General features: G+C 55.6%; 19 protein-coding genes. 8 read left to right on the top strand and 11 right to left on the bottom strand.

The annotated features are described in order from the left end of the window. Nucleotides 1-12 precede the first annotated feature (12 nt). From D9N13_RS21000 to D9N13_RS20965, 8 genes are all read right to left on the bottom strand, one after another. On the bottom strand, nucleotides 13-1,302 hold the full coding sequence (locus tag D9N13_RS21000) for a YeaH/YhbH family protein (protein ID WP_290593930.1): 1,290 nt from the start codon (nucleotides 1,300-1,302) through the stop codon (nucleotides 13-15). 27 nt (nucleotides 1,303-1,329) lie between these two features. Then, entirely contained in the window at nucleotides 1,330-3,252 is a 1,923-nt protein-coding gene (locus D9N13_RS20995; protein ID WP_290593929.1) for a PrkA family serine protein kinase, read from the bottom strand. 399 nt (nucleotides 3,253-3,651) lie between these two features. Beyond that, the gene (locus D9N13_RS20990) at nucleotides 3,652-4,461 is read right to left on the bottom strand and encodes a symmetrical bis(5'-nucleosyl)-tetraphosphatase (protein ID WP_290593928.1); all 810 of its coding nucleotides are present in this window, start codon (nucleotides 4,459-4,461) and stop codon (nucleotides 3,652-3,654) included. After that, nucleotides 4,461-4,847, bottom strand: coding sequence for a Co2+/Mg2+ efflux protein ApaG (gene apaG, locus D9N13_RS20985; RefSeq protein WP_290593927.1), 387 nt, complete (start codon nucleotides 4,845-4,847; stop codon nucleotides 4,461-4,463). The genes D9N13_RS20990 and apaG overlap by 1 nt, the downstream gene beginning before the upstream one ends. Nucleotides 4,848-4,914: 67 nt before the next feature. After that, nucleotides 4,915-5,736 carry a 16S rRNA (adenine(1518)-N(6)/adenine(1519)-N(6))-dimethyltransferase RsmA gene (gene rsmA, locus D9N13_RS20980; RefSeq protein WP_290593926.1) on the bottom strand — a complete coding sequence of 274 codons (822 nt, stop codon included), beginning with the start codon at nucleotides 5,734-5,736 and terminating at the stop codon, nucleotides 4,915-4,917. Next, nucleotides 5,729-6,721: a 4-hydroxythreonine-4-phosphate dehydrogenase PdxA gene (gene pdxA, locus D9N13_RS20975; protein WP_290593925.1), complete on the bottom strand. Its 993-nt coding sequence runs from the start codon at nucleotides 6,719-6,721 to the stop codon at nucleotides 5,729-5,731. Before pdxA ends, rsmA begins: the two co-directional genes overlap by 8 nt. Next, nucleotides 6,722-8,014 carry a peptidylprolyl isomerase gene (locus tag D9N13_RS20970; RefSeq protein ID WP_290593924.1) on the bottom strand — a complete coding sequence of 431 codons (1,293 nt, stop codon included), beginning with the start codon at nucleotides 8,012-8,014 and terminating at the stop codon, nucleotides 6,722-6,724. Between the two features lie 39 nt (nucleotides 8,015-8,053). Continuing rightward, a complete protein-coding gene (locus D9N13_RS20965) occupies nucleotides 8,054-10,477 on the bottom strand; it encodes an LPS-assembly protein LptD (protein ID WP_290593923.1) in 2,424 nt (807 codons plus the stop codon). Between the two features lie 124 nt (nucleotides 10,478-10,601). Between D9N13_RS20965 and D9N13_RS20960 the strand changes: the two genes are divergently transcribed. The 3 genes from D9N13_RS20960 to djlA are packed head-to-tail and all read left to right on the top strand — an operon-like array spanning nucleotide 10,602 to nucleotide 13,164. After that, nucleotides 10,602-11,669, top strand: a complete 1,068-nt coding sequence (locus D9N13_RS20960; protein WP_290593922.1) for an aminoglycoside phosphotransferase family protein — start codon at nucleotides 10,602-10,604, stop codon at nucleotides 11,667-11,669. Continuing rightward, nucleotides 11,666-12,334, top strand: coding sequence for an N-acetylmuramate alpha-1-phosphate uridylyltransferase MurU (murU, locus tag D9N13_RS20955; protein WP_290593921.1), 669 nt, complete (start codon nucleotides 11,666-11,668; stop codon nucleotides 12,332-12,334). Before D9N13_RS20960 ends, murU begins: the two co-directional genes overlap by 4 nt. Further along, nucleotides 12,331-13,164 (top strand): co-chaperone DjlA, encoded by an 834-nt coding sequence (gene djlA / locus D9N13_RS20950; RefSeq protein WP_290593920.1) that lies wholly within the window; start codon nucleotides 12,331-12,333, stop codon nucleotides 13,162-13,164. The genes murU and djlA overlap by 4 nt, the downstream gene beginning before the upstream one ends. Before the next feature lie 6 nt (nucleotides 13,165-13,170). On the opposite strand, the gene D9N13_RS20945 is transcribed toward djlA, so the two are convergent. After that, nucleotides 13,171-14,163, bottom strand: a complete 993-nt coding sequence (locus D9N13_RS20945) for a DUF3530 family protein (RefSeq protein ID WP_290593919.1) — start codon at nucleotides 14,161-14,163, stop codon at nucleotides 13,171-13,173. 97 nt (nucleotides 14,164-14,260) lie between these two features. Here D9N13_RS20945 and rpe point away from each other — a divergent pair, with 97 nt between their 5' ends. The 5 genes from rpe (at nucleotide 14,261) to D9N13_RS20920 (ending at nucleotide 19,599) form a co-directional block, all read left to right on the top strand. Further along, entirely contained in the window at nucleotides 14,261-14,929 is a 669-nt protein-coding gene (gene rpe, locus D9N13_RS20940; protein ID WP_290593918.1) for a ribulose-phosphate 3-epimerase, read from the top strand. Continuing rightward, the gene (locus tag D9N13_RS20935) at nucleotides 14,930-15,628 is read left to right on the top strand and encodes a phosphoglycolate phosphatase (RefSeq protein WP_290593917.1); all 699 of its coding nucleotides are present in this window, start codon (nucleotides 14,930-14,932) and stop codon (nucleotides 15,626-15,628) included. Nucleotides 15,629-15,971: 343 nt separating this feature from the next. Continuing rightward, complete coding sequence (trpE, locus tag D9N13_RS20930) at nucleotides 15,972-17,456, top strand: anthranilate synthase component I (RefSeq protein WP_290594284.1); 1,485 nt, start codon at nucleotides 15,972-15,974, stop codon at nucleotides 17,454-17,456. A 3-nt stretch (nucleotides 17,457-17,459) separates the two neighbouring features. Continuing rightward, nucleotides 17,460-18,038 (top strand): anthranilate synthase component II, encoded by a 579-nt coding sequence (locus D9N13_RS20925; protein ID WP_290593916.1) that lies wholly within the window; start codon nucleotides 17,460-17,462, stop codon nucleotides 18,036-18,038. 82 nt (nucleotides 18,039-18,120) lie between these two features. Beyond that, nucleotides 18,121-19,599, top strand: a complete 1,479-nt coding sequence (locus tag D9N13_RS20920; RefSeq protein ID WP_290593915.1) for an ArnT family glycosyltransferase — start codon at nucleotides 18,121-18,123, stop codon at nucleotides 19,597-19,599. Here D9N13_RS20920 and D9N13_RS20915 read toward each other — a convergent pair. After that, complete coding sequence (locus tag D9N13_RS20915; protein WP_290593914.1) at nucleotides 19,553-19,909, bottom strand: lipid-A-disaccharide synthase N-terminal domain-containing protein; 357 nt, start codon at nucleotides 19,907-19,909, stop codon at nucleotides 19,553-19,555. The genes D9N13_RS20920 and D9N13_RS20915 overlap by 47 nt on opposite strands. Continuing rightward, the gene (locus D9N13_RS20910; RefSeq protein ID WP_290593913.1) at nucleotides 19,906-20,616 is read right to left on the bottom strand and encodes a glycosyltransferase family 2 protein; all 711 of its coding nucleotides are present in this window, start codon (nucleotides 20,614-20,616) and stop codon (nucleotides 19,906-19,908) included. The genes D9N13_RS20915 and D9N13_RS20910 overlap by 4 nt, the downstream gene beginning before the upstream one ends. Between the last annotated feature and the right edge of the window lie 209 nt (nucleotides 20,617-20,825).

The raw sequence follows: 20,825 nt of genomic DNA, 5'->3' as shown, positions 1-20,825 counted from the left end.
AATCACAGTTTACTAACTGGCCCTTTTGGTTTCCTTGCGTTGAAACAGCTCACGAAACACCGGATAGATGTCACCGGGGTCACTGATTTGCTGCATGGCAAAGTGTTCAATGGTGGCTTCAATGGTTTCGTACTCCCGCCATAAAGCCTGATGTCGACGCGGGTTAATCTCAATGTATGAGTAGTATTGTACCTGCGGCAAAATATCCTTGATGAGAATTTCACGGCAGGTGGGGGAATCATCGTTCCAGTTGTCACCATCGGAGGCCTGAGCGCCATAAATATTCCACTCATCAGCGGGGTAGCGATCCTGCATGATGTCGCGCATCATCTTCAACGCGCTGGAGACGATGGTGCCGCCGGTTTCCCGAGAATAGAAAAACTCTTCTTCATCGACTTCCTTGGCGCTGGTGTGGTGGCGGATAAATACCACTTCAATTTTTTCGTAGTTGCGCTTCAGGAACATGTACAACAGGATAAAGAAGCGTTTCGCCATATCCTTCATGGCTTGATTCATCGAGCCGGATACGTCCATCAGGCAGAACATGACGGCCTTGGAGGTGGGTTTGGGTTGCTTCAGGTGCAGGTTATAGCGCAGATCGATGTCATCGATAAAGGGGATTTTGTTGATCCGGCGGCGCAGTTTGGCGATCTCTTCTTCCAGTTCCTGTTCTTTGCGTTTGTCCCGCAGTACGGGATCCTGTTCCTGCAGTGCCTGCAGCTCCTCTTCAAATTTGCGCAGGCGTCGTCGACTGGATGCGGACAGCGCAATGCGGCGACTGGTAGCCTGGCGCATGGAGCGTACCACGTTGATCTTGGCCGGATTGCCTTCATTCACTACCCCGGCGCGCACGTATTTGAAAGATTCAATGCCCTGCAACTGGCGCTTCACCAGATTGGGCAGTTCCAGGTCTTCAAACAGAAAATCGAGGAACTCATCCTGGCTGATCTGGAACACAAAATCATCGATACCTTCGCCGCTGTCGCTGGCATCGCCTTCGCCACCGCCACTGCCACCACCGCCACCCTGGGGGCGCTGAATGTGGTCGCCGGTAACAAATTCCTTGTTGCCGGGATGAACCATATCCCGCTTGCCGCCCTTGCCATGGTGGAAGAACGGTTCTGAGATATCCCGACGTGGAATGGAAATACTTTCGCCGCTATCCAGGTCGGTGATGCTGCGTTTGGTAACGGCTTCATCCACCGCTTTCTTGATGTGCTTGCGGTAGCGGTGCAGGAACCGTTGCCGGTTCACTGTGCTCTTGTTTTTACCGTTCAGGCGGCGATCAACAATATACGACACTGTTTCACCCTTAGCGGATGTTCCGCATTACTGCGATTTTCGAACCCGCAGGTACCATTCTGACAGCAGGCGTACCTGCTTCTCGGTGTAACCACGTTCCACCATACGTTTGACGAAGTCCTCGTGTTTCTTCTGATCCCCTTGTGATGCCTTGGGATTGAAAGAAATAACCGGCAGTAGATCTTCGGTGTTGGAGAACATCTTCTTCTCTATGACGGTGCGCAGTTTTTCATAACTGAGCCAGGAGGGATTTTTGCCGGCGTGGTTGGCGCGGGCCCTCAGTACAAAGTTCACCACCTCGTTACGGAAGTCTTTTGGATTGCTGATGCCGGCGGGTTTCTCGATTTTTTCCAGCTCATCGTTCAACGATTTGCGATCAAAGATTTCCCCAGTATCGGGATCACGGTATTCCTGATCCTGAATCCAGAAGTCAGCGTAGGTAACATAGCGGTCGAAAATATTCTGACCATATTCCGAGTAGGATTCCAGGTACGCGGTCTGGATCTCCTTGCCGATGAATTCCACGTAGCGGGGCGCCAGGAATTCCTTGATAAAACGCAGGTAGCGTTCCCGGGTTTCGGCCGGGAATTGTTCCTGGTCGATGGCGTTTTCCAGAACGTGCAGCAGGTGTACCGGATTGGCGGCTACTTCCGCATGATCGTAGTTGAATACCTTGGACAGTATTTTGAAAGCGAAGCGGGTGGACAAACCATCCATGCCTTCATCAACACCGGCGGAATCCCGGTATTCCTGATAGGACTTGGCCTTGGGGTCTGTGTCTTTCAGGTTTTCCCCATCGTAGATACGCATCTTGGAGTAGATGGAGGAATTTTCCGGTTCTTTCAGTCGCGACAGTGTGGTGAACTGGGCCAGCATACGCAAGGTATCGGGTGCACAGTGGGCATTGGACAGGGAACTGTTCTGCAGCAACTTTTCATAAATCTTGATTTCTTCGGTGACGCGCAGGCAGTAGGGCACTTTCACGATGTAAATTCGGTCGATAAAAGCTTCGTTGTTTTTGTTGTTGCGAAATGCCTGCCATTCCGATTCGTTGGAGTGTGCCAGGACAATGCCGTCAAACGGGATAGCGCCCATGCCTTCCGTACTGTTGTAGTTGCCTTCCTGAGTAGCGGTCAACAACGGGTGCAGGACTTTAATGGGTGCCTTGAACATCTCCACAAATTCCAGCAGACCCTGATTGGCTTTGCACAACCCACCGGAGAAGGCATAACAATCGGGATCATTTTGCGCGAATTCCTCCAGTTTGCGAATATCCACTTTGCCCACCAGGCTGGAAATGTCCTGGTTGTTCTCATCACCCGGTTCAGTTTTGGCAACTGCAATCTGATCAAGAATGGATGGGTACAGTTTTACCACTTTGAATTTGGAAATGTCGCCGTTGTATTCATGCAGGCGTTTTACCGCCCAGGGCGACATGATGCCTTTCAGGTAGCGTCGGGGTATGCCGTACTCTTCTTCCAGAATGCCTGCGTCCTCTTCCGGAGCGAACAGATTCAGGGGCGATTCATTGACCGGAGAATCCTTGATGGCATAAAAATGTATTTTTTCGATCAGGTGTTTTAATCGTTCTGCCAGTGAGGATTTACCACCGCCCACCGGGCCCAGTAAATATAGAATTTGTTTTTTCTCTTCCAGGCCCTGAGCAGCGTGGCGGAAGTAAGAAACGATTTGTTCGATGCATTCCTCCATGCCGTAAAATTCACTGAAGGCCGGATAGCGACGAATAATTTTGTTGGAAAAAATGCGGGAGAGTCGCGGGTCCATAGAGGTATCGACTAGTTCAGGTTCGCCGATGGCTTTCAGCATGCGTTCGGGTGCGCTGGCGTAGGCAGAAGGGTCGTTCTTACAAATATCCAGATATTCCTGGAGGGTGTATTCTTCCTCTTGCGAAACTTCGTACCGGGTCTGGTAGTGACTAAATATGCTCATAGGTCTACCTCATGTTACCGCGATTGGTCTTTACAATTTGAGTTTTTGAGACGGCATAGGTTCCAAATCAAATTCCTTCCTATTTATATCTTAGTATGAAAAAGTAAAAACGCTTGAAAGAAAAGAACTTATTTTGATTTTTCCAAAAAAAAATAATTTCAGTCGAGAAATATTACCCAGCGTAGTGACATGCATTCGGCAACGTTTTAAGCTGGTCCGGCAATGGGTTTTCATCGGCCAACAAGCCCGTTTGGGTTGTGTAATCGATCACTTGAAAGCGCCCCGAGTGCCGGCAGGTGGGTGTAGCGATCGGGCACCGGTTTTCATAAGCAGTGATGGAATAAAGCTGGTGATGCTTATATGAAAATCAGGCTGTGGATAACCCTGTTAGTCACCCGTTCAGTGCCGACAGTCACAACGGGTCCATTGCCCTGTTTCCAGACAATAGGCGCTTAGTTGATTGCCCCAGACACAGCCGGTATCAAGCCCGATGATGTTGCGATCTTCCGTTTTGCCCTCCAGGGCCGCCCAGTGACCAAACAGCAGACCTTTTTCGATCGGCACCCGATTGTGCCATTTGAACCAGGGGCTGAACCCGGTTGGTGCATCGGTCAGGGATTCCTTGTACTGGAAATCCATGTTACCGGCATCGTCGATCAGCCGCATGCGGGTAAAAAAGTTGGTGATGGTCCGCCATCGGTCCGGTCCCTGCAGGGATTCGTCCCAATGGGCGGGTTCGTTACCGTACATATGGGCAAAAAACACCTGCCTTTGCTGGGGGCTTTGTAATACCGCTTCCACTTCTCGGGCGCAGCGCCGGGCGGTTGCCAGATCCCAGCCGGGGTAGATCCCGGCGTGACTCATTACCCATTCCTGGTTCTCGTGCATTAATGGGCATTGATGCAGCCATTGTGCCAATACATCCCGGCGCCCGGATGCCATAACATCCTGGAAGGTGTCTTTGCGTTTGGGCTTGAGGCTGCCCTCCAGTACCGCCAGCATGTGTAGATCGTGATTGCCCAGCACCGTCACCAGGTTATCCCGCAGGTCATGGCAGTATTGGAGGGTTTTGAGGGAATCCGGCCCGCGGTTCACCAGATCCCCCGCCAGCCAGAGCTGATCGCGGTCAGGATTGAACTGCAATTGCTGCAGCAGACAGCGGAAGGCCTCATAGCAGCCCTGCAGGTCACCGATGGCATAGGTTGCCATTAATGCAGAGCCCGGGGCGTCGCCAGGGTGAACACGGGAATCCTGGCGTCAAACTTGAGGCCGGTGGCATCGATCATCTGGTAGGAGCCCTGCATGCTGCCCACCGGGGTTTGCAGTACGGCCCCGCTGCTGTATTCGTAGGTTTCACCGGGCATGATGGTAGGCTGCTCACCGATAACTCCTTCACCACGGACCTCCTGTACTTTCTGGTTTCCATCGGTGATAACCCAGTGGCGGGACAGCAGTTGGGCCGGCAGGTTGCCGCAGTTTTCAATAATTACGTGGTAGGTGAACACATAGCGGTTCTCATCCTGACTGGACTGATCCGGTACGTATTCGCTTTTCACCTGTACCTGAATGCCGTTGGCTGCCTGCTCGCTGTGCATGAAATATATGGCTCCTGAGTGTCGTAACGGTCTTCACTGTGGTGACGGCAGAAAAACGGTTTATGGGTTAGCCGTCTCTCAGCAAGGTGAGATCCGTGAGGTGGGCATACTGTGCCAGAGATACCTGCTCGGGTCGAACCTCCGGGCGGATGCCTGCTTCCTCCAGTAGTGCGTCATCTGCATATGATTTTAAGGCATTTCGAATGGTTTTGCGCCGTTGGTTGAATGCCGCTGTGACGATTTTGTTGAGGCTGCTGGTGCAGCGGGTGGTCACCGGCAGGGTGGTGTGGGGCACCAGCCGGACGATGGCCGAATCCACTTTGGGCGGTGGATTGAACGCGGTGGGCGGCACCTGGAACAATGGGCTGACCTGGCAATAGTACTGAATCATGATGCTCAGCCGACCATAGGCACTGTCTCCAACTCCGGCCGCCATTCTGTCCACCACCTCTTTCTGCAACATAAAGTGCATGTCGTGGATGTGGTCATGGTAATCGATCAGATGAAAGAGCAGGGGGGTGGAGATGTTGTAGGGCAGGTTGCCCACAATGCGCATCTTCTGTTCACCCAGGTCGTCAATAATACGGCCGTAGTTGAATTTGAGCGCATCCCCTTCATAAATATGAAAATTATTACGGGTGGCGAAACTGATGCGTAGATTGGGAATCAGATCCCGGTCCAGTTCCACCACCGCCAATTGCCCGACCTGATCAATGAGGTGCTCAGTGAGTGCCCCCAGGCCGGGGCCGATTTCCACCATCAGATCCTCCGTCTGGGGGGCGATGCACTGGATGATGTTGTCAATCACTCCAGGGTCCTGCAGAAAATTCTGACCGAATCGCTTGCGTGGCTGGTGCTTGCTGAAGCCGGGTTTCCTGCCCTTAGCCATGCTGTGCTCCTCCGTGGGGAGTGGAATGGCCCCGGGATGCGGCCATGGACAGGGCGTAGCCGATGGCGGTGGCAAGGCTGCCGGTATCGGCCCTGCCGCTGCCCGCCAGATCCAGAGCCGTGCCGTGATCCACCGAGGTGCGGATAATGGGCAGACCCAGGGTGATGTTGACGGCATTGCCGAATCCCATGTGCTTCAGTACCGGTAGCCCCTGATCATGGTACATGGCCACCACTGCGTCCGCCTGTTGCAGGTAGCCGGGGGTGAACAGGGTGTCGGCGGGGAGGGGGTGGCTCAGGTCCAGACCTTCGGTCTGCAGCTGCTGCAAAACCGGAATCATGATGTCGATTTCTTCGCGCCCCAGATGGCCGGATTCGCCGGCGTGGGGGTTGAGTCCGCATACCAGAATTCTGGGGTTGGGGATGGCAAACTGGGTTTGCAGGCTGTGATGTGTGACGCGCAGTACCTGTTCCAGGCTTTCTTGGCTGAGCGCGTCTGCCACCTGGCGCAATGGTAAGTGCGTAGTGGCCAGTGCCACCCGCAGTCCGTCTGTGGCCAGCATCATCACCACCTTGCTTACTCCGCAGCGCTGTTGCAGATACTCGGTATGGCCACTGAAGGCGATACCGGCTTCATTGATGACGGATTTTTGCACCGGACAGGTGACCAGGGCGGCAAACTGCCCCTGGCGACAACCATCAATGGCCTGATCCAACGTGGCCAGCACATAGGGGGCATTGTTGGGGTTGAGCTGACCGGGCTGACAGGGCTCTGCCATGCTCACCGGCAACACGCGCAGAGCATTTGCCGTTTTGGATTGCCAGTCCTGCAGGGCAATGGGAATGCCCAGGGCGCGGGCCCGCTGCTGCAGCAAGTCCGGGTCGGCGATCACCACCCAGCGGCTGTAATCCTGCTGTTGCGCCAGTTGCAGCACCAGATCCGGGCCGATGCCGGCGGGTTCCCCGGCCGTAATGGCAATATCCATTCAGAGTTTGATCTCAACATAGGCGTTCTGGCGGATTTCCCGCAGCCAGCCGTCCAGCTCTTCGTCAAAGCGGCGTTTTTGCAGCATTTGCCGGGCGCGGCTACGGCGGAACTCTTCACTCATGTCCTGGCTGCGACGCTCTTCCACCTGCAGGATGTGCCAGCCAAAGTCGCTGCGAAACGGCTGCGATATTTCGCCGATTTGGGCTGCCTGCATCTGCTGTTCGAACTCGGGCACCATGGTGCCCGGGTTGACCCAGCCCAGGCTGCCACCCTGCAGGGCGCTGCCCGGGTCATCCGAGTAGGTTTTTGCCAGGGTTTCGAACTGATCCGGATCCTGCTGTAATTGCCGGTAAATATCCTCGATCAGTGTGCGGGTTTCGGTTTCGCTGCGGATCTCGTTGGGCTTCACCAGAATATGACGGGCCTTGGTCTGCTGGACGATCTGCTCGGTGCCGCCCCGCAGTTCCAGTACCTTTATGATGTGGTAGCCACTGGCACTGCGAATCGGCGCGGATACGTCGCCTGCGCCCATGTCCAGCACTGTATCGGAGAACAGGGTGGGCAGTTGGGCGGCTTTGCGCCAGCCCAGGTCGCCCCCGGACAAGGCCGCATCACCACTCGAATACCGCACTGCCAGGGCGGCAAAATCAGCCCCGTCCTGCAGTTTCTGATACACCATCATGGCAGTTTCTTCGGCTACCTGGGGAGGGGTTTGGTTGTCAATGGCAATCAAGATGTGCCCCAGGCGATAGTCCGGGGCCAGATTGGTCTTGGCCACTTCTGAATTGAGAAAGTTGTCGACATCCTGGTCCGTAATCTGGATGCGACCGCCGACACGGCGCTGGCGCAGTTGGTTGACGGTCAGCTCCCGGCGGATCTGGTCCCGTAACGCGGGCCAGGACATGCCTTCACTGAGGACAGTCTCGCGAAAGGCTTCCGTGGTCATGTTGTTCTGGCGCGCGATGTTGGCCAGGGTTTCATTGAGTTGGTTGTCACTGACCCGGATGCCGGCCTTCTCAGCCATCTGCAGTTCGATGCTTTCTACGATCATGCGCTCCAGCACCTGTTCCAACAGCACATCGGTGGGTGGCAGTTGGGTTTGCTGGTCGCGCATGCGGGCACGAATGCTGGCGGTGCGCTCCAGCAATTCGGTTTCCATGATTATATCGTCATCCACAACCGCCACCACCCGGTCGAGTTCCCTGGGTTCGGCATGCAGGCCGGCAGCAAGCATAAGCAGTGCCGCCAACAGGCTGTGTAAGGTGACGCGGTGGTATGTTCTGGTTAGCAAAATCATCTGGGTATAAAACTCGGTTATTGCGAATTAAGGTTAATAAAAGTTGCTGGGGCGGGCTTCTTCCCGTTCCCGATAGCCGGAGATGGCATCATCCAGCATGCGGTCCACAGCGCCGCCCAGGCCACCTAAGCCTTTCAATTCAAACTGCAAAAAGATGCCCTGGGAGGCCTCAACGATCTCGTCTGCATCATTGGACTCTTTCAGGTAGCGTCGGTTCACCAGGCGCGCGCGCCAGCAGCAGCTCTCGTACTCTACGCCGACGATGTTATCGTAGGAGCGCTGTTGTTTCATATCGAAACCCCAGCGGCCGATGATGCCCCAGCGTTGGGAAACACTCCACATAAATGAGATATCGGACTGTTTGATGTCCTCCGATTCCGGGTCGGCGATGACCGCACCGCTGTCGTAGTAGTTGAAATTGATGTTGATCAGATTGTTGAATTCATCCCGGTAACGAAACCCGGTGACCACGCTGTCCAGATTGTTTTCCTGAGTGTCCAGCTGGGTTTCAGCGCGCCACGACCATTGTCGGTTGATCAACCAGCTCATGCGGGCCACGAAGGGGGACAGCGTGGTTTCTTCGACGTCATCGTCGGGTGACAATTGTACTTCCCGATCCCGCAGATAGAAAATCTGTCCCAGGCTGACATTCACCTCTTCTTCCCCCGTGTCATGATTGATCAGGCGCGAGGTTAACCCCACGGACACCTGGTTGGCGTCGCCGATACGGTCGCCGCCGGTAAAGCGGTTTTCGCGGAACAATTGTTCGAAACTGAAGCTGGTTTTGGCGGTATCGAACAGGGGCAGGTCATTTTGATCCCGGTATGGCGAATACAAATAGAAGATCCTGGGCTCCAGGGTTTGTAAATAATTGGTATTGTTGAAGGCGAAAGGCCGATCCAGGTACAGGCCGCTATCCAGGCTGAAGATGTTGTTGGTGAGGGTTGCTTCGTTGTCCACCAGATCCACCTGGTTCAGGTCATAGTAGCGCTGGTAGTTGGACAGTTTGGGAACCACAAAGCCCCAGGGGCGGCGGTAATTATAACTCAGGGAAGGAATTACCCGCACCCGCTCTGCGCTGGTGGGCCCGTTGACGATTTCCTCCGGATGATCGAAGTAGGTGTATTCGCCACTGATGCCCAGTTGCAGCCGATTGTCGTCGAATGGATAGCGGCCGCTGGCCCGCAGTTGCGGCAGCATGCGGTAGGGCAGGTCTTCGTCGTCAATCAGCTCATCGATGGTCTGGAACTGCCTGACCAGTACGTTGCTGTTCCAGTGATCACCAAAGTACTGCAGGCTGGCTTTCTGATCCAGATGGGTTTTGGCGCTGGTATTGAGCGTGGTGTCCAGATCCAGAAAATGATCGCTGTCCCCTACCCGGGTATAATCGACCCGATTTTCCCAGGCATCATTTTGATAAGTGCCCTTGTGCTGCCAGGTAAACAGCGAGCGGCTGTCGCCGTACTCCTGGTCATTGGGCATGTAACCCAGGCCAACGGTGCCCCCGGTGTGGTCCGACAGGTAGCGAAATTCCCCCTCCAGCATTTCACCGCGCTCCGCCAGATAGCGGGGGGTCAGGGTGGCATCGTAATTGGGTGCCAGGTTGAGATAGTAGGGTGTGGAGAAATCCAGACCGTTATCACCGCTGCCGATGCTGGGGAACAGAAAGCCGGATTGGCGGCGGTCGTCAATGGGGAATGTCCACCAGGGCAGATAGACGATCGGAACACCGCCCAGCTCTACGGTGGCGCCGGATACTTCACCCCAGCCGGATTCTTCATTCAGCTGGATTTCATCCGCTTTGATCACCCAGGCTTCGCTGCCCGGCTCGCAGGTGGTGTAGGTGCTGTTATCCAGCACCAGTACCCGCTCTTCCGGGTTATAGATGCGGCCGGCGGTGCCGTGCACATGGATGTTGTGAATCACGTACTCGGTGTTCTGCACATCCAGTTTTTTCTCATTGAGATTGATTTCGGCGCTATCCCCCAGAATCAACATGCCCTCCTGGCGAATTTTAACGTCACCCTTGAGCGAGGTGGCCCGGGTGATGCGGTTGAGGCGGATCTCTTCGCTGTACAGTTCCCGGTTGCCCTGTTTCAGCACCACCGCTCCACTGAGCACGTTGGTGCCGTCCGGCAGGGTGTCAAAGCGATCGGCGGAAGCCTCGATCTGGGACTGGGTGGGGTCACCCTGGGTCATGGCCGGAGCCAGATAGACCCCTTCGCAGATGCCGGTGAACCTCGGCCGCCGATCGGCGGGCATGGCAGCCAGATCAGCCGCCGTCACCCAATCCAGGTGGCGGTAGGGGTTGTCGCTGGCGGCTTCGGTTTGGGCGGACTGGTCCTGTTGGGCTGTGTTGGGTGGCGTGCTGCTGTCGCCAGCGCCCTCCTCGGCAGAGGCCGACGCGACGCTGACCGCCATCACCAGGAAGGCGGTGAAAATTCGTTTCCAATTCATGAACTAAGGTTCGGAATGTGATGTGGGTGCTTGACCCTGTTTTAAGTCTGGTGTGATGATACACGATCACATGATACGAGTCACAAATTTGCCATCCCCTATGGATCATCCATTGGATCAACGATTGAACGCACTCAGCACCTGGGTGAATCACCAACTTGCGGAACTGGATCTCTATCACGGCCCTGCGCTGACACTGGATACGGTGTCGGGCGATGCCAGTTTCCGGCGTTATTTCCGTTGTCGCTTTGCCGGCCGTCGGGGCCCGGGCTCCTGCATCGGTGTGGATGCCCCGCCGGATAAGGAGAATAACCCGGTGTTCATCAGGGTGGACCGGGTGTTTGCCGCCGCCGGGGTGCCGGTGCCCGCGGTGCTGGCCGCTGATCTGGAGCAGGGTTTTATGTTGCTCTCTGATCTGGGGGATACCCTGCTCAAGCAGGTGCTCAACGGGCATACCGCAGAGCACTATATTGATCAGGCCTTTCAGGTGCTGCAGCGCATTATGGCGGCTGATTTCAGCGCAGATCCGTTGCCGCCCTATGATTCTGCTTTGTTGCAACGGGAAATGGAGCTGTTCCGGGACTGGTTCTGCCGGCGCTTCCTGCAACTAGAATTGACCGAGGCAGAGCATACGCTGTTGTCTGAAGTCTTTCTGTTTCTTGAGCAACGGGCATTGCAGCAGACGCAGGTGCCGGTGCATCGCGATTACCATACCCGTAACCTGATGGTGCTGGCGGATGATTCCCTGGGCGTGATTGATTTTCAGGATGCCGTGCTGGGCCCGGTGACCTACGATGTGCTGTCGTTATTGCGGGATGAGACCTTTCCAGCCTGGGATCCACTGCGGGTGCGAGGCTGGGTGGATGGGTTTGCGGCCCGCCTGAGGCAGGGCGGAATCATTGCCATTGATAATGAGCAGTTCTGGCGGGATTTCAATGCCATGGGCGCCCAGCGTCACCTCAAGGTGGCGGGTATTTTCGCGCGCCTGCGCTATCGGGACAACAAAGCCGGTTACCTGGAGCACACACCCCAGTCCCTGCGTTACATCATGATGGAGATCGCCGCCTTGAAAGCACACGGCCCAGCGTGCCTGGGGCAATTTGAAGTGTGGCTAAAGCAGCGCATTGTGCCGGCTTTACTGGCGGCGCTTCCGGCAGCCCGCCTTACCCTGGTGCCGGAGTCACCCGCGTGAAAGCCATGCTGCTGGCGGCAGGGCGTGGGGAGCGCATGGGTGCGTTGACGCAAGAGTGCCCCAAGCCGCTGTTACCGGTGGCCGGTAAACCCCTGTTGCGCCATCATCTGGAGCGGTTGGCGCAGGCGGGCATTCGCGAGGTGGTGATCAATACATCCTACCGCGCCCGGCAGATCGAGCATTTTCTGCAGCAGCAATCGGATTTGGGCCTGGCTCTGCACGTCAGTCATGAGCCGGCGCGCCTGGAGACCGGTGGCGGTATTCATAATGCGCTACCCTTATTGGGTGATGCGCCGTTTTTGTTGATGAACGGCGATGTCTGGAGCGACTACCCGCTGCAGGCGCTGTCACTCCCGGCGCAGGCGTTGGCCTATCTGGTATTGGTGGCCAATCCGGAGCACAATCCCCGGGGTGATTTCGCCGTTCGGGGGCCGCTTGCCGTGGCCGAGGGTGAACCCCGTTATACGTTCAGCGGGATCAGCGTCCTTGACCCCAGGCTGTTCAGGGGATGCGCGGCGGGTCGTTTTCCGTTGGCGCCTCTGTTGCGGGAAGCCATGGGGAACAACCAGGTGCAGTGTGAAATTTACCAGGGGCTTTGGATTGACGTGGGCACACCCCAACGTCTGCAGGCCGTTGAACAACTCGTGCAGGAGCAGAGGCAGTGACTTCTTTGATCTGGATTGGTCCCGCGGTGGGATTGTTGGTGGGGTATTTTCTGGCCGGCGGCGGTGTGATCGGCGTGGTGGGCTCGGTACTGGGCGGCTGGCTCGGGCACCAGTTCGATTCCATTATTCAGCTCAGCAGCAGCGTCTATCAGATTGCCCAACCCAAACCGAAAGGGCGTGAATCAGAAATTCAAAAGGCGTTTTTTCGCGCCACCTTTGTTGCGCTGGGGCGGGTGGCAAAGTGCGATGGTGCGGTATGTGATGCCGAGATTCAGTGGACCACCGCGGTCATGAACCGGATGGGGCTGAGCCCGGAAAAAAAGCGGGAAGCCATTGACCTGTTCGAGCAGGGCAAATCCAGTCCGGATATTGCTGAAGAGTTAAATGAGCTGCGCAGTGCCTGCGGGCGTCGCAGCACTCTCTTACAGATATTTATGGAGATACTGGTGCAGGCGGCACTGGCGGATGGCAAGCTGGATCAGCAGGAATGGGCGACGTTATCACACATTGCCCAATCCATTCGCTATCGCATCACCTATCTCGAGAAGATCGTGCGCAGTGCCCAGGCCTATCAGGAATTCCGTGCGGCCGGGGATCAGGGGCCGTTGTCGGAAAGTGATGAGTTGTTGCGCGCTCACGAGATTCTGGGCGTGAGTCCGGATGCAGGGTTGCTGGAGGTGAAACGGGCCTACCGGCGCCTCATGAGTCAGCATCATCCGGACAAGCTGATTGCCAGGGGTATGCCCAAGGAAATGCTGGATATGGCCAAGGAAAAATCCCAGGCCATTCGCTCTGCCTACGATATCATCGCTCAATCCCGCAAGAAATAACGGCCGTCAGCGTTTAAAGCGGACTTCACCCCAGCCTCTGACGGCTTTCAGCACTTGGGTTTCTGCGTTGCGGAAATCCTGGTTGCTGCCCCGGATAATGCGTTGTTGATAGGCGTCTTGCTGCAGCCTGCGGGCGTTGTCGGCTCGGGCTTTGGGGTTGGCGCGGGGATTGAATTCCGGCGCCAGATCCAGCACGGGGATCCGCAAGTCCATGGCATCCAGTGTTTCGTCGTAGCCCTCCAGCCCCGGTAACGGCACCGGGTCTAGGATCACCAGTCCGTTGATGTCCTCCAGAAACAGCTCCTGAGCCTGTTTTGCCACCAGGGTGGCACTGCTGCCCACGGCGATGATCACCAATGGCAACGGGCTGTTGGTGTTCAGGGTCTGCGTAGCCAGTCGGATGCGCTGCTCCAACTGCTCCCCCGGAGGTGCTTCGGACGCGGAGGGCGGGGCGGCAGCGCCGCTTGCGGCCCGGGTGTCCTGCTCCAGAGTGGCCTCCGGTTCGGTGGCCTCCGTATCCAGTTCTGTGGTGATGGCGGAGCGCTGTTCCGGCAACGGCGGGATGGCTTTCACCGGCCGATAATCCGGAACCGCGATGCTGAGGGTGTTCCAGCCCACTGCAGCCAGCTCCTTGCGCAGGGTTCGCACCACGCCGGGCCAGTCCGGGTTTTGCTGGTTGTCGTGCAAAATCAGCGCATTAGCAAAGGTTTCACCACTGGTGTCCTGGCGCTTCAAACCCAGAAAGCGGGCTTTGCCCTGCCCCAGCCAGAGGCTTTCCGTGGCCTTGTCCGTCAGCGCCAATTGGGCTTCCACGGCCTGGTTGCGCAGGGTTTCATCCCGCTCCGGGGCCGGGCTTGGTAATTGGGACAGCTCCGTATCAGCGCCCTCGTCAGCGCCGGCTTCCGCCCACGCAGCTGAGCCAGTCATGGCATTGACGGCCAGGATCAGGCAGCAGCACAGAGGTCGGATCCGGGGTTGTATAGAGTGGTTGAGTCCCATAGATCGAATTAACCGAATTAGGAGAATGTGGTTGCCTTCAGTATAGACCCTGGTTGCAGTACAATGCGCGCTCTCTGAAACCGACCGGAAGATGACCATGGCCGATTACCTGATTGCACCCTCGATTCTGTCTGCTGACTTTGCCCGCCTGGGTGAGGAAGTGGACGCGGTACTGGCGGCAGGCGCCGACGTTATTCATTTTGATGTAATGGATAATCACTATGTGCCTAATCTGACCATCGGGCCCATGGTGTGCAAAGCACTGCGGAACTATGGCATCACCGCCCCCATTGACGTGCACCTGATGGTGAAGCCGGTGGACCGCATTATCGGTGATTTTATTGAAGCCGGTGCCAGCTACATTACCTTTCACCCCGAGGCCAGCGAACACATCGACCGCAGCCTGGCCATGATCCGGGAAGGGGGCTGCAAAGCCGGTCTGGTATTCAACCCCGCAACCCCCTTGAGCCATGTGGAACATGTGATGGACAAGCTGGATATGATTCTGTTGATGTCGGTGAACCCGGGCTTTGGCGGGCAAAAATTTATCCCCCAAACCCTGCAAAAACTGCGTCAGGCCCGCCAGCTGATTGATGACAGCGGCCTGGATATCCGCCTGGAAATTGATGGCGGTGTGGGGGTACCCAATATTCGCGAAATAGCCCAGGCGGGTGCGGATACTTTCGTGGCGGGCTCGGCTATTTTCGGAAAGGATGACTATAAAGCGGTTATTGACGCCATGCGGGCACAACTGGCGGAAGTGTGAATGCTGACCAAGATTACCGGCCATTTTCAGGGCCACCTGCCGCAACTGATTGCCTTTGATCTGGACGGTACCCTGGTGGACAGTGTGCCGGACATCGCCGTGGCCACGGACCGTATGCTGGCGGGCATTGGCCGCCCCGCGGCAGGGGAAGAAAAAGTGCGCGGCTGGGTGGGCAATGGCGCTGCGCAACTGGTGAAGCGGGCACTGGCCGACAGCCATGAGCCGGCGCAGGTAGCTCAGGTGACCCAGGCTGAATTCGACCCGGCCATGGGGTTGTTTCGGCAATACTATGCCGAGGAAAACGGCCGCCTGTCCCGCCTTTACCCCGGCGTTGCCGAGGTGCTGCAGGCATTGTATCAGCTGGGGCTGCCCCTGGTGGTGATCACCAACAAGCCCAAGGTGTTCGCCGATCCGTTGTTACGTTGCCTGAATATCGATTCTTATTTTCCGCTGGTATTGGGGGGGGAATGCCTGCCCCGGAAAAAACCCGACCCCATGCCATTGCACACCGCCGCCAGCCAGTTGGGTGCCAGTGCTCATCGCAGCCTGATGGTGGGAGACAGTCGCAACGATGTGGAGGCGGCCAAAGCGGCCGGTTGGATCAGCGCGGCACTTACCTACGGGTATAACCATGGTGAACCGGTAGCAAACAGTGAGCCCCACTGGCTGCTGGATGATTTTCGTGAATTGATATTGTAATCGCAGTTTTGTGAAATGCTTGGGGTTGGCAGAAGTGAAAGCCTGGTGTACAGTTCAGGATCATTGGAATCGAAATCGTGTGCTGAAAAAGTGAAACCATCATTTTCGAATCAACCTTCCTCCCTGATCACCGTCTTTCGCTGGCGATGGCGTTGGTGATGCTTGTCTCTGGCTGGCGTTGAACCTGTGCCCGGCCACCCCCTGTTTCAAGAATATGATTTAAAGATAAAACAGATTTTTCAGTAATACTGGAAAATCAGGCATTCCGGCCTTTGTGCCAGTGCTCCGTGGCGAACCTGCGTCCAGAGCCTGTGCAGTATGGCCTCAGTATGAGAACAAGATGATGACTCCGGAAACTTTCCAAGCCCTGGCGGCCCAGGGTTACACCCGAATTCCCCTGATGCGTGAAGCATTGGCGGACCTGGAAACGCCGTTATCCACCTATAAGAAACTGGCAGGACAGCCGTATACCTATCTGTTTGAATCCGTCCAGGGTGGGGAAAAGTGGGGGCGTTACTCGATCATCGGCTTGCCCTGCAGTGCTCGCCTTGTGGTGCGTGATCGGGAAATAACCCTGCTCAATGGGGACACCATTCTGGAGCAGAAGCAGGTGGATGATCCCTTGGCTTTTATTGAATCCTTTCAGGCTCGCTACAAAGTGCCTGAGGTGGACGGGTTGCCACGCTTTAACGGCGGTCTGGTGGGGTATTTCGGTTACGACATTGTGCGCTACATTGAGCAACGCCTGGATAAACCGGCCAAGCCTGATCCCATTGGTACACCGGACATCATGCTGATGGTGTCAGACGATATTGTTGTGTTTGATAATCTGCGTGGCTCATTGTATGTGATTACCCACGTTGATCCGGCGCAAAGCGATGCCTATGTGCTGGGCCAGGCGCGACTGGACGCCATCCTGCAACAGTTGAAACAACCGTTGCCGGTGCAGGAAGATCCGCACCGCTTCGATGTTCGTGAGAGCGATTTCAAATCCAGTTTTCCGCAGCCGGAGTTTGAACAGGCGGTGGAGGATATCAAAGAGTTTGTGTTGGCGGGGGATACCATGCAAGTGGTGATTTCCCAGCGCATGAGTATTCCCTATGATTTGCCGCCGCTGGATCTGTATCGTGCCCTGCGTTGCTTGAACCCATCCCCTTATATGTATTTTCTGGATATGGGGGATTTCCAGATTGCCGGTTCTTCACCGGAAATCCTGGCGCGGGTGGAACAGGGAGTGGTGACGGTGAGACCCATAGCCGGTACCCGGCGCCGGGGAAAAAATGCGGAAGACGATCTGGCCATGGAGGCCGAACTGTTGGCGGACCCCAAGGAAATTGCCGAGCACCTGATGTTGATTGATCTGGGCCGTAACGACGTTGGCCGCATCGCTGAAATAGGCACCGTGGCACTCACCGATAAAATGGTGGTGGAACGCTATTCCCATGTGATGCACATTGTTTCCAATGTGGAAGGCAAACTCAAACCGGAACACAGTTGCATTGATGTGCTGCGGGCCACTCACCCTGCCGGTACATTAAGCGGTGCCCCCAAAATTCGGGCCATGGAAATTATTCATGACATCGAGCCGGTCAAGCGCGGCGTTTACGGGGGCGCGGTGGGGTACCTCTCCTGGCATGGCGATATGGACACGGCCATCGCCATTCGCACAGCGGTGATCAAGGATGGCCAGCTGCATATCCAGGCCGGTGCGGGGGTGGTGGCGGACTCCGTACCCAGGCTGGAGTGGAAAGAAACGCAAAACAAAGCCCGTGCAGTGTTTCGTGCCATGGCCATGGCGGCCAACGGCCTGGTTCCGGTGGAGGAGTAACCCATGTTGTTGATGATAGATAATTACGATTCGTTCACCTACAACCTGGTGCAGTATTTCGGTGAGCTGGGGGCGAACGTGGTGGTAAAGCGTAACGATGCAGTGTCGTTGCAGGATATTGAGAAACTGGCACCGGAACGCCTGGTCATTTCACCGGGCCCCTGTTCACCCAACGAGGCCGGTATATCCATGGCGGCGATTCAACACTTTGCCGGTAAGCTGCCTATTCTTGGTGTGTGTCTGGGCCATCAAAGTATCGGCCAGGTGTTTGGCGGCAATGTGGTGCGGGCCGATGCCGTGATGCATGGCAAGACTTCACCCATCTACCACCGGGATGAAGGTGTGTTCAAAGGTCTGGACAATCCCTTCGAAGCCACCCGTTACCACTCTCTGGTGGTGGATCGGCAGAGTCTGCCGGAGTGTCTGGAAATAACCGCCTGGACCCAGCATCAGGATGGCTCCATGGACAAGATCATGGGCATGCGGCATCGAGAGTATGCCATCGAAGGGGTGCAGTTCCATCCTGAGTCCATCCTCACACAGTATGGGCATGAACTGCTGAAAAATTTTATGGAACTGTAATCGGGCCGACCATGTTTACGGTGTGCATTTATTGATAAGATTGCGCACCATAGAAATTATCGTTATTGGGAATTGAGATACTATGCTGTTGAATCGCGTTGTGACTTTGCTTTTGGCATTGGCCCTATTGATTGTTGTCGGAGCCAATGCTTTCCGTCATATCACGCAAAGCCAGTATCTGGAATACGACGAGTTCTATAGCCTTGAACGCTCTCATGGTTTCGATAAGTTCAACGACTGGCTTAGTGTCTATTCTCTGAATGAACCCACGGCCAAGAAGCCGCCACTGCAATATTGGCTGAATGCGGTGGCAATTAATCTGGGTATGCGGGATGTCACTGCGTTGCGCTTCTGGTCCTGGGTGTTCTTTTTGGGGCTTCTGCTGGTGACGGCCGTCACCAGCCTGTATTTGAAACCGGACAACCCCTGGGTCATGCCGGCTGCGATCCTGCTGCTGGCATCTTCCACCCAACTGACCGCACTGGCCCGTTCCGGCTTGCTGGATACGGGGATGGGCCTGCTTATGATGGCCGGCCTGCTTACCTTTTTGTATGCCAGGCATCAGCCCCGAATCTGGTTGTTGTGCGGGGTCGTGCTTGGGTTGGGTGCCCTGCAGAAAGCCCCCGTCGCTTTATTGTTCATTGCTGTGCTACTGCTTATCTTCCGTGTTAAAGGGGATACAGAGATACGGTGGCAGCAGTTGCGCCAAAACCGGTATTTCAATCGAGGCCTTTGGATCACGTTAATCCTGTTTCTGGCATGGCCCATTCTGCAGTCTTTCAAATACGGTGGTGACTACCTAAACGTGGCAATCAAGCAGCAGATGCTAAACCGCTTTTCGCCATTGCGGCCTGAGTCCGAAGTGCGCTCGGGTGCGTTTGATTGGGTGGGCTGGTTATGGGCGGATCTGCATTGGTTTGCCATTGTTGCCGGTTGTTGCACCTTGGCTGCAGTACTGTTGCCCCGCTGGCGTAGGCAAACGGATACCTTTGCCTACGCCGCCTTGGCGTTGCTGGTGATAGCGGCGTTCACTCTGGCGTCCGGCAAGATTTATTCGCGTTATCTGGCAGTGCTTACCCCTTTAATGGTCTGTGTGTCGGTGAAAGTAATGGCTGATCTGATTCCCTGGAAACCTGCTGTGTTTTTAATCGGTGCGGTGTTTTTTGCCATAGCTTTTCCGGATATAGACCGGATTATCGACGGGGAGGAGCGGGGCCATAATTATTTTGAGGTGCGCGACACAGTGGCCTATATCGATCGTTTTCGAGAGGATTCCGACTACGTTCTAATTAATTTGGGGCTGCTTCCACCTGGTGCGTACGGTTACTTCGGAGAGAGCCGTGCACCGTTTCGAGCGTACGATGAGATGGATGAAAAGCGAGTGGCAAAATACCTGGATAAACTGGACCTGGTGGCCCGAAACCTGTCCTTGCTGGGAATGGACAAAGTGGAAAGCCGGGCCCAGCTTGAGCAGGTGATGCCGGGGTTGCAGGTATTGGACATTGCCGGAGATACTATGATTTGGCGCTTTCGTCCATCGCCGGAGATGACCCTTGAGTGAAACCGGCGGCCTGGCGATTATTGCTGTATCGAATGTCCAAGTACAGGTTGTAACTGGCAATGGCCGCCGGAAACAGATTGGAGAGGATGCCGACGGAATCATTTTTGCCAAACACGAAATAGGATAACAGCATCAGGCTGCCTCCCAGGCTCATAATCCAGAACAAGCGTGGAAATGTTGGCGCTTTGGTCTTTGAGCTAGCCGCCAGTTGAATTAACCAGCGGCCGGAGAAACAGAGCACACCCAGGTAGCCGATGGTTTTCCATGGCGTTATTACAACGCCCCACAAAGTGATGATCGTCTCGTTCATTCCGCATCCAGTGTTGTGTTTACTTTTCGCTTCAGGTACCAGCTGACACCAATCAGGTCGTAAATGCCTCTGAGGGCACGGTCCAGATTGTTGTACTTCGAAATGCCTTCCACCCTGGGTCTGTGATTAACCGGGGTTTCGACTATTCGAAAGCCTTCAGCAACGAAAAAGGCCCCCATAAAACGGTGCAGGCCATTGAAAGGGGGCAGATACTGTACCATTTCCCGACGGAAAACTTTGAGTGAACAGCCGGTATCCTTGATGCCATCTTTCACAAATGCCCGCCGTATGGCGTTTGCAATCTTGGACGCCAGGCGCCGGTCCCAGGTATCTTTTCTTGTTTTACGAAAGCCGAATACAGCGTCACTTTTATCAATGAGGGCCACCATGCTGGCGATGTCCGCCGGGTCATTTTGCCCATCGCCGTCCATCACCACGCAGATGTCATGGCTAGCCTGCTTCAAGCCGGTCAGCATAGCGGCCGATTGGCCACGGTTTTTCTTGAGCCGGATTCCCCGTACCGCAGGTAAACTGGCAATTTTTTGCCAGGTCCCGTCACTGCTGCCATCATCCACCGCGATGACTTCGGCGCTGGGCTGGCAATCGATGATTTCGTTGAGTACCGTTTCAACGTTGTCAGCTTCATTGAAAAACGGTACCACGATGGAAATGGGCGGATTGGGGGCTGAAAGTGGTGAACTGGTCATGGTGTCTTCGCGTTGTCTCTCCAGGAATTAGGATTATGGTCGCCGCGGGTGCAAGAGGGCAGTCGACTGCTGTGGCTGAGATCAGTAGCAAGCATGCCGTTTTCAGCGCGCGCATAATGTACCTTAAAGTGCTCCGGTTTGCACCTTGAATTGGCCCCTGTATACACTGCCGTATATCCGGATTTCAGGTAGGGTGACACGGGGGGGCA

Origin of the sequence: Ketobacter sp. GenoA1, from assembly GCF_003671475.1 — a bacterium.
GTDB lineage: Bacteria > Pseudomonadota > Gammaproteobacteria > Pseudomonadales > Ketobacteraceae > Ketobacter.
This window is presented reverse-complemented; position numbering and strand designations above follow the sequence as displayed.

What these genes read in the sequence shown, in the direction of transcription:
- rpe (WP_290593918.1), top strand. Translation starts at nt 14,261, where the DNA reads ATGGCCGATTACCTGATTGCACCCTCGATTCTGTCTGCTGACTTTGCC.
- D9N13_RS20990 (WP_290593928.1), bottom strand. Translation starts at nt 4,461, where the DNA reads ATGGCAACCTATGCCATCGGTGACCTGCAGGGCTGCTATGAGGCCTTC.
- apaG (WP_290593927.1), bottom strand. Translation starts at nt 4,847, where the DNA reads ATGCACAGCGAGCAGGCAGCCAACGGCATTCAGGTACAGGTGAAAAGC.
- D9N13_RS20925 (WP_290593916.1), top strand. Translation starts at nt 17,460, where the DNA reads ATGTTGTTGATGATAGATAATTACGATTCGTTCACCTACAACCTGGTG.
- D9N13_RS20920 (WP_290593915.1), top strand. Translation starts at nt 18,121, where the DNA reads ATGCTGTTGAATCGCGTTGTGACTTTGCTTTTGGCATTGGCCCTATTG.
- trpE (WP_290594284.1), top strand. Translation starts at nt 15,972, where the DNA reads ATGACTCCGGAAACTTTCCAAGCCCTGGCGGCCCAGGGTTACACCCGA.
- D9N13_RS20945 (WP_290593919.1), bottom strand. Translation starts at nt 14,163, where the DNA reads ATGGGACTCAACCACTCTATACAACCCCGGATCCGACCTCTGTGCTGC.
- pdxA (WP_290593925.1), bottom strand. Translation starts at nt 6,721, where the DNA reads ATGGATATTGCCATTACGGCCGGGGAACCCGCCGGCATCGGCCCGGAT.
- D9N13_RS20995 (WP_290593929.1), bottom strand. Translation starts at nt 3,252, where the DNA reads ATGAGCATATTTAGTCACTACCAGACCCGGTACGAAGTTTCGCAAGAG.
- rsmA (WP_290593926.1), bottom strand. Translation starts at nt 5,736, where the DNA reads ATGGCTAAGGGCAGGAAACCCGGCTTCAGCAAGCACCAGCCACGCAAG.
- D9N13_RS20915 (WP_290593914.1), bottom strand. Translation starts at nt 19,909, where the DNA reads ATGAACGAGACGATCATCACTTTGTGGGGCGTTGTAATAACGCCATGG.
- D9N13_RS20935 (WP_290593917.1), top strand. Translation starts at nt 14,930, where the DNA reads ATGCTGACCAAGATTACCGGCCATTTTCAGGGCCACCTGCCGCAACTG.
- D9N13_RS20965 (WP_290593923.1), bottom strand. Translation starts at nt 10,477, where the DNA reads ATGAATTGGAAACGAATTTTCACCGCCTTCCTGGTGATGGCGGTCAGC.
- D9N13_RS20910 (WP_290593913.1), bottom strand. Translation starts at nt 20,616, where the DNA reads ATGACCAGTTCACCACTTTCAGCCCCCAATCCGCCCATTTCCATCGTG.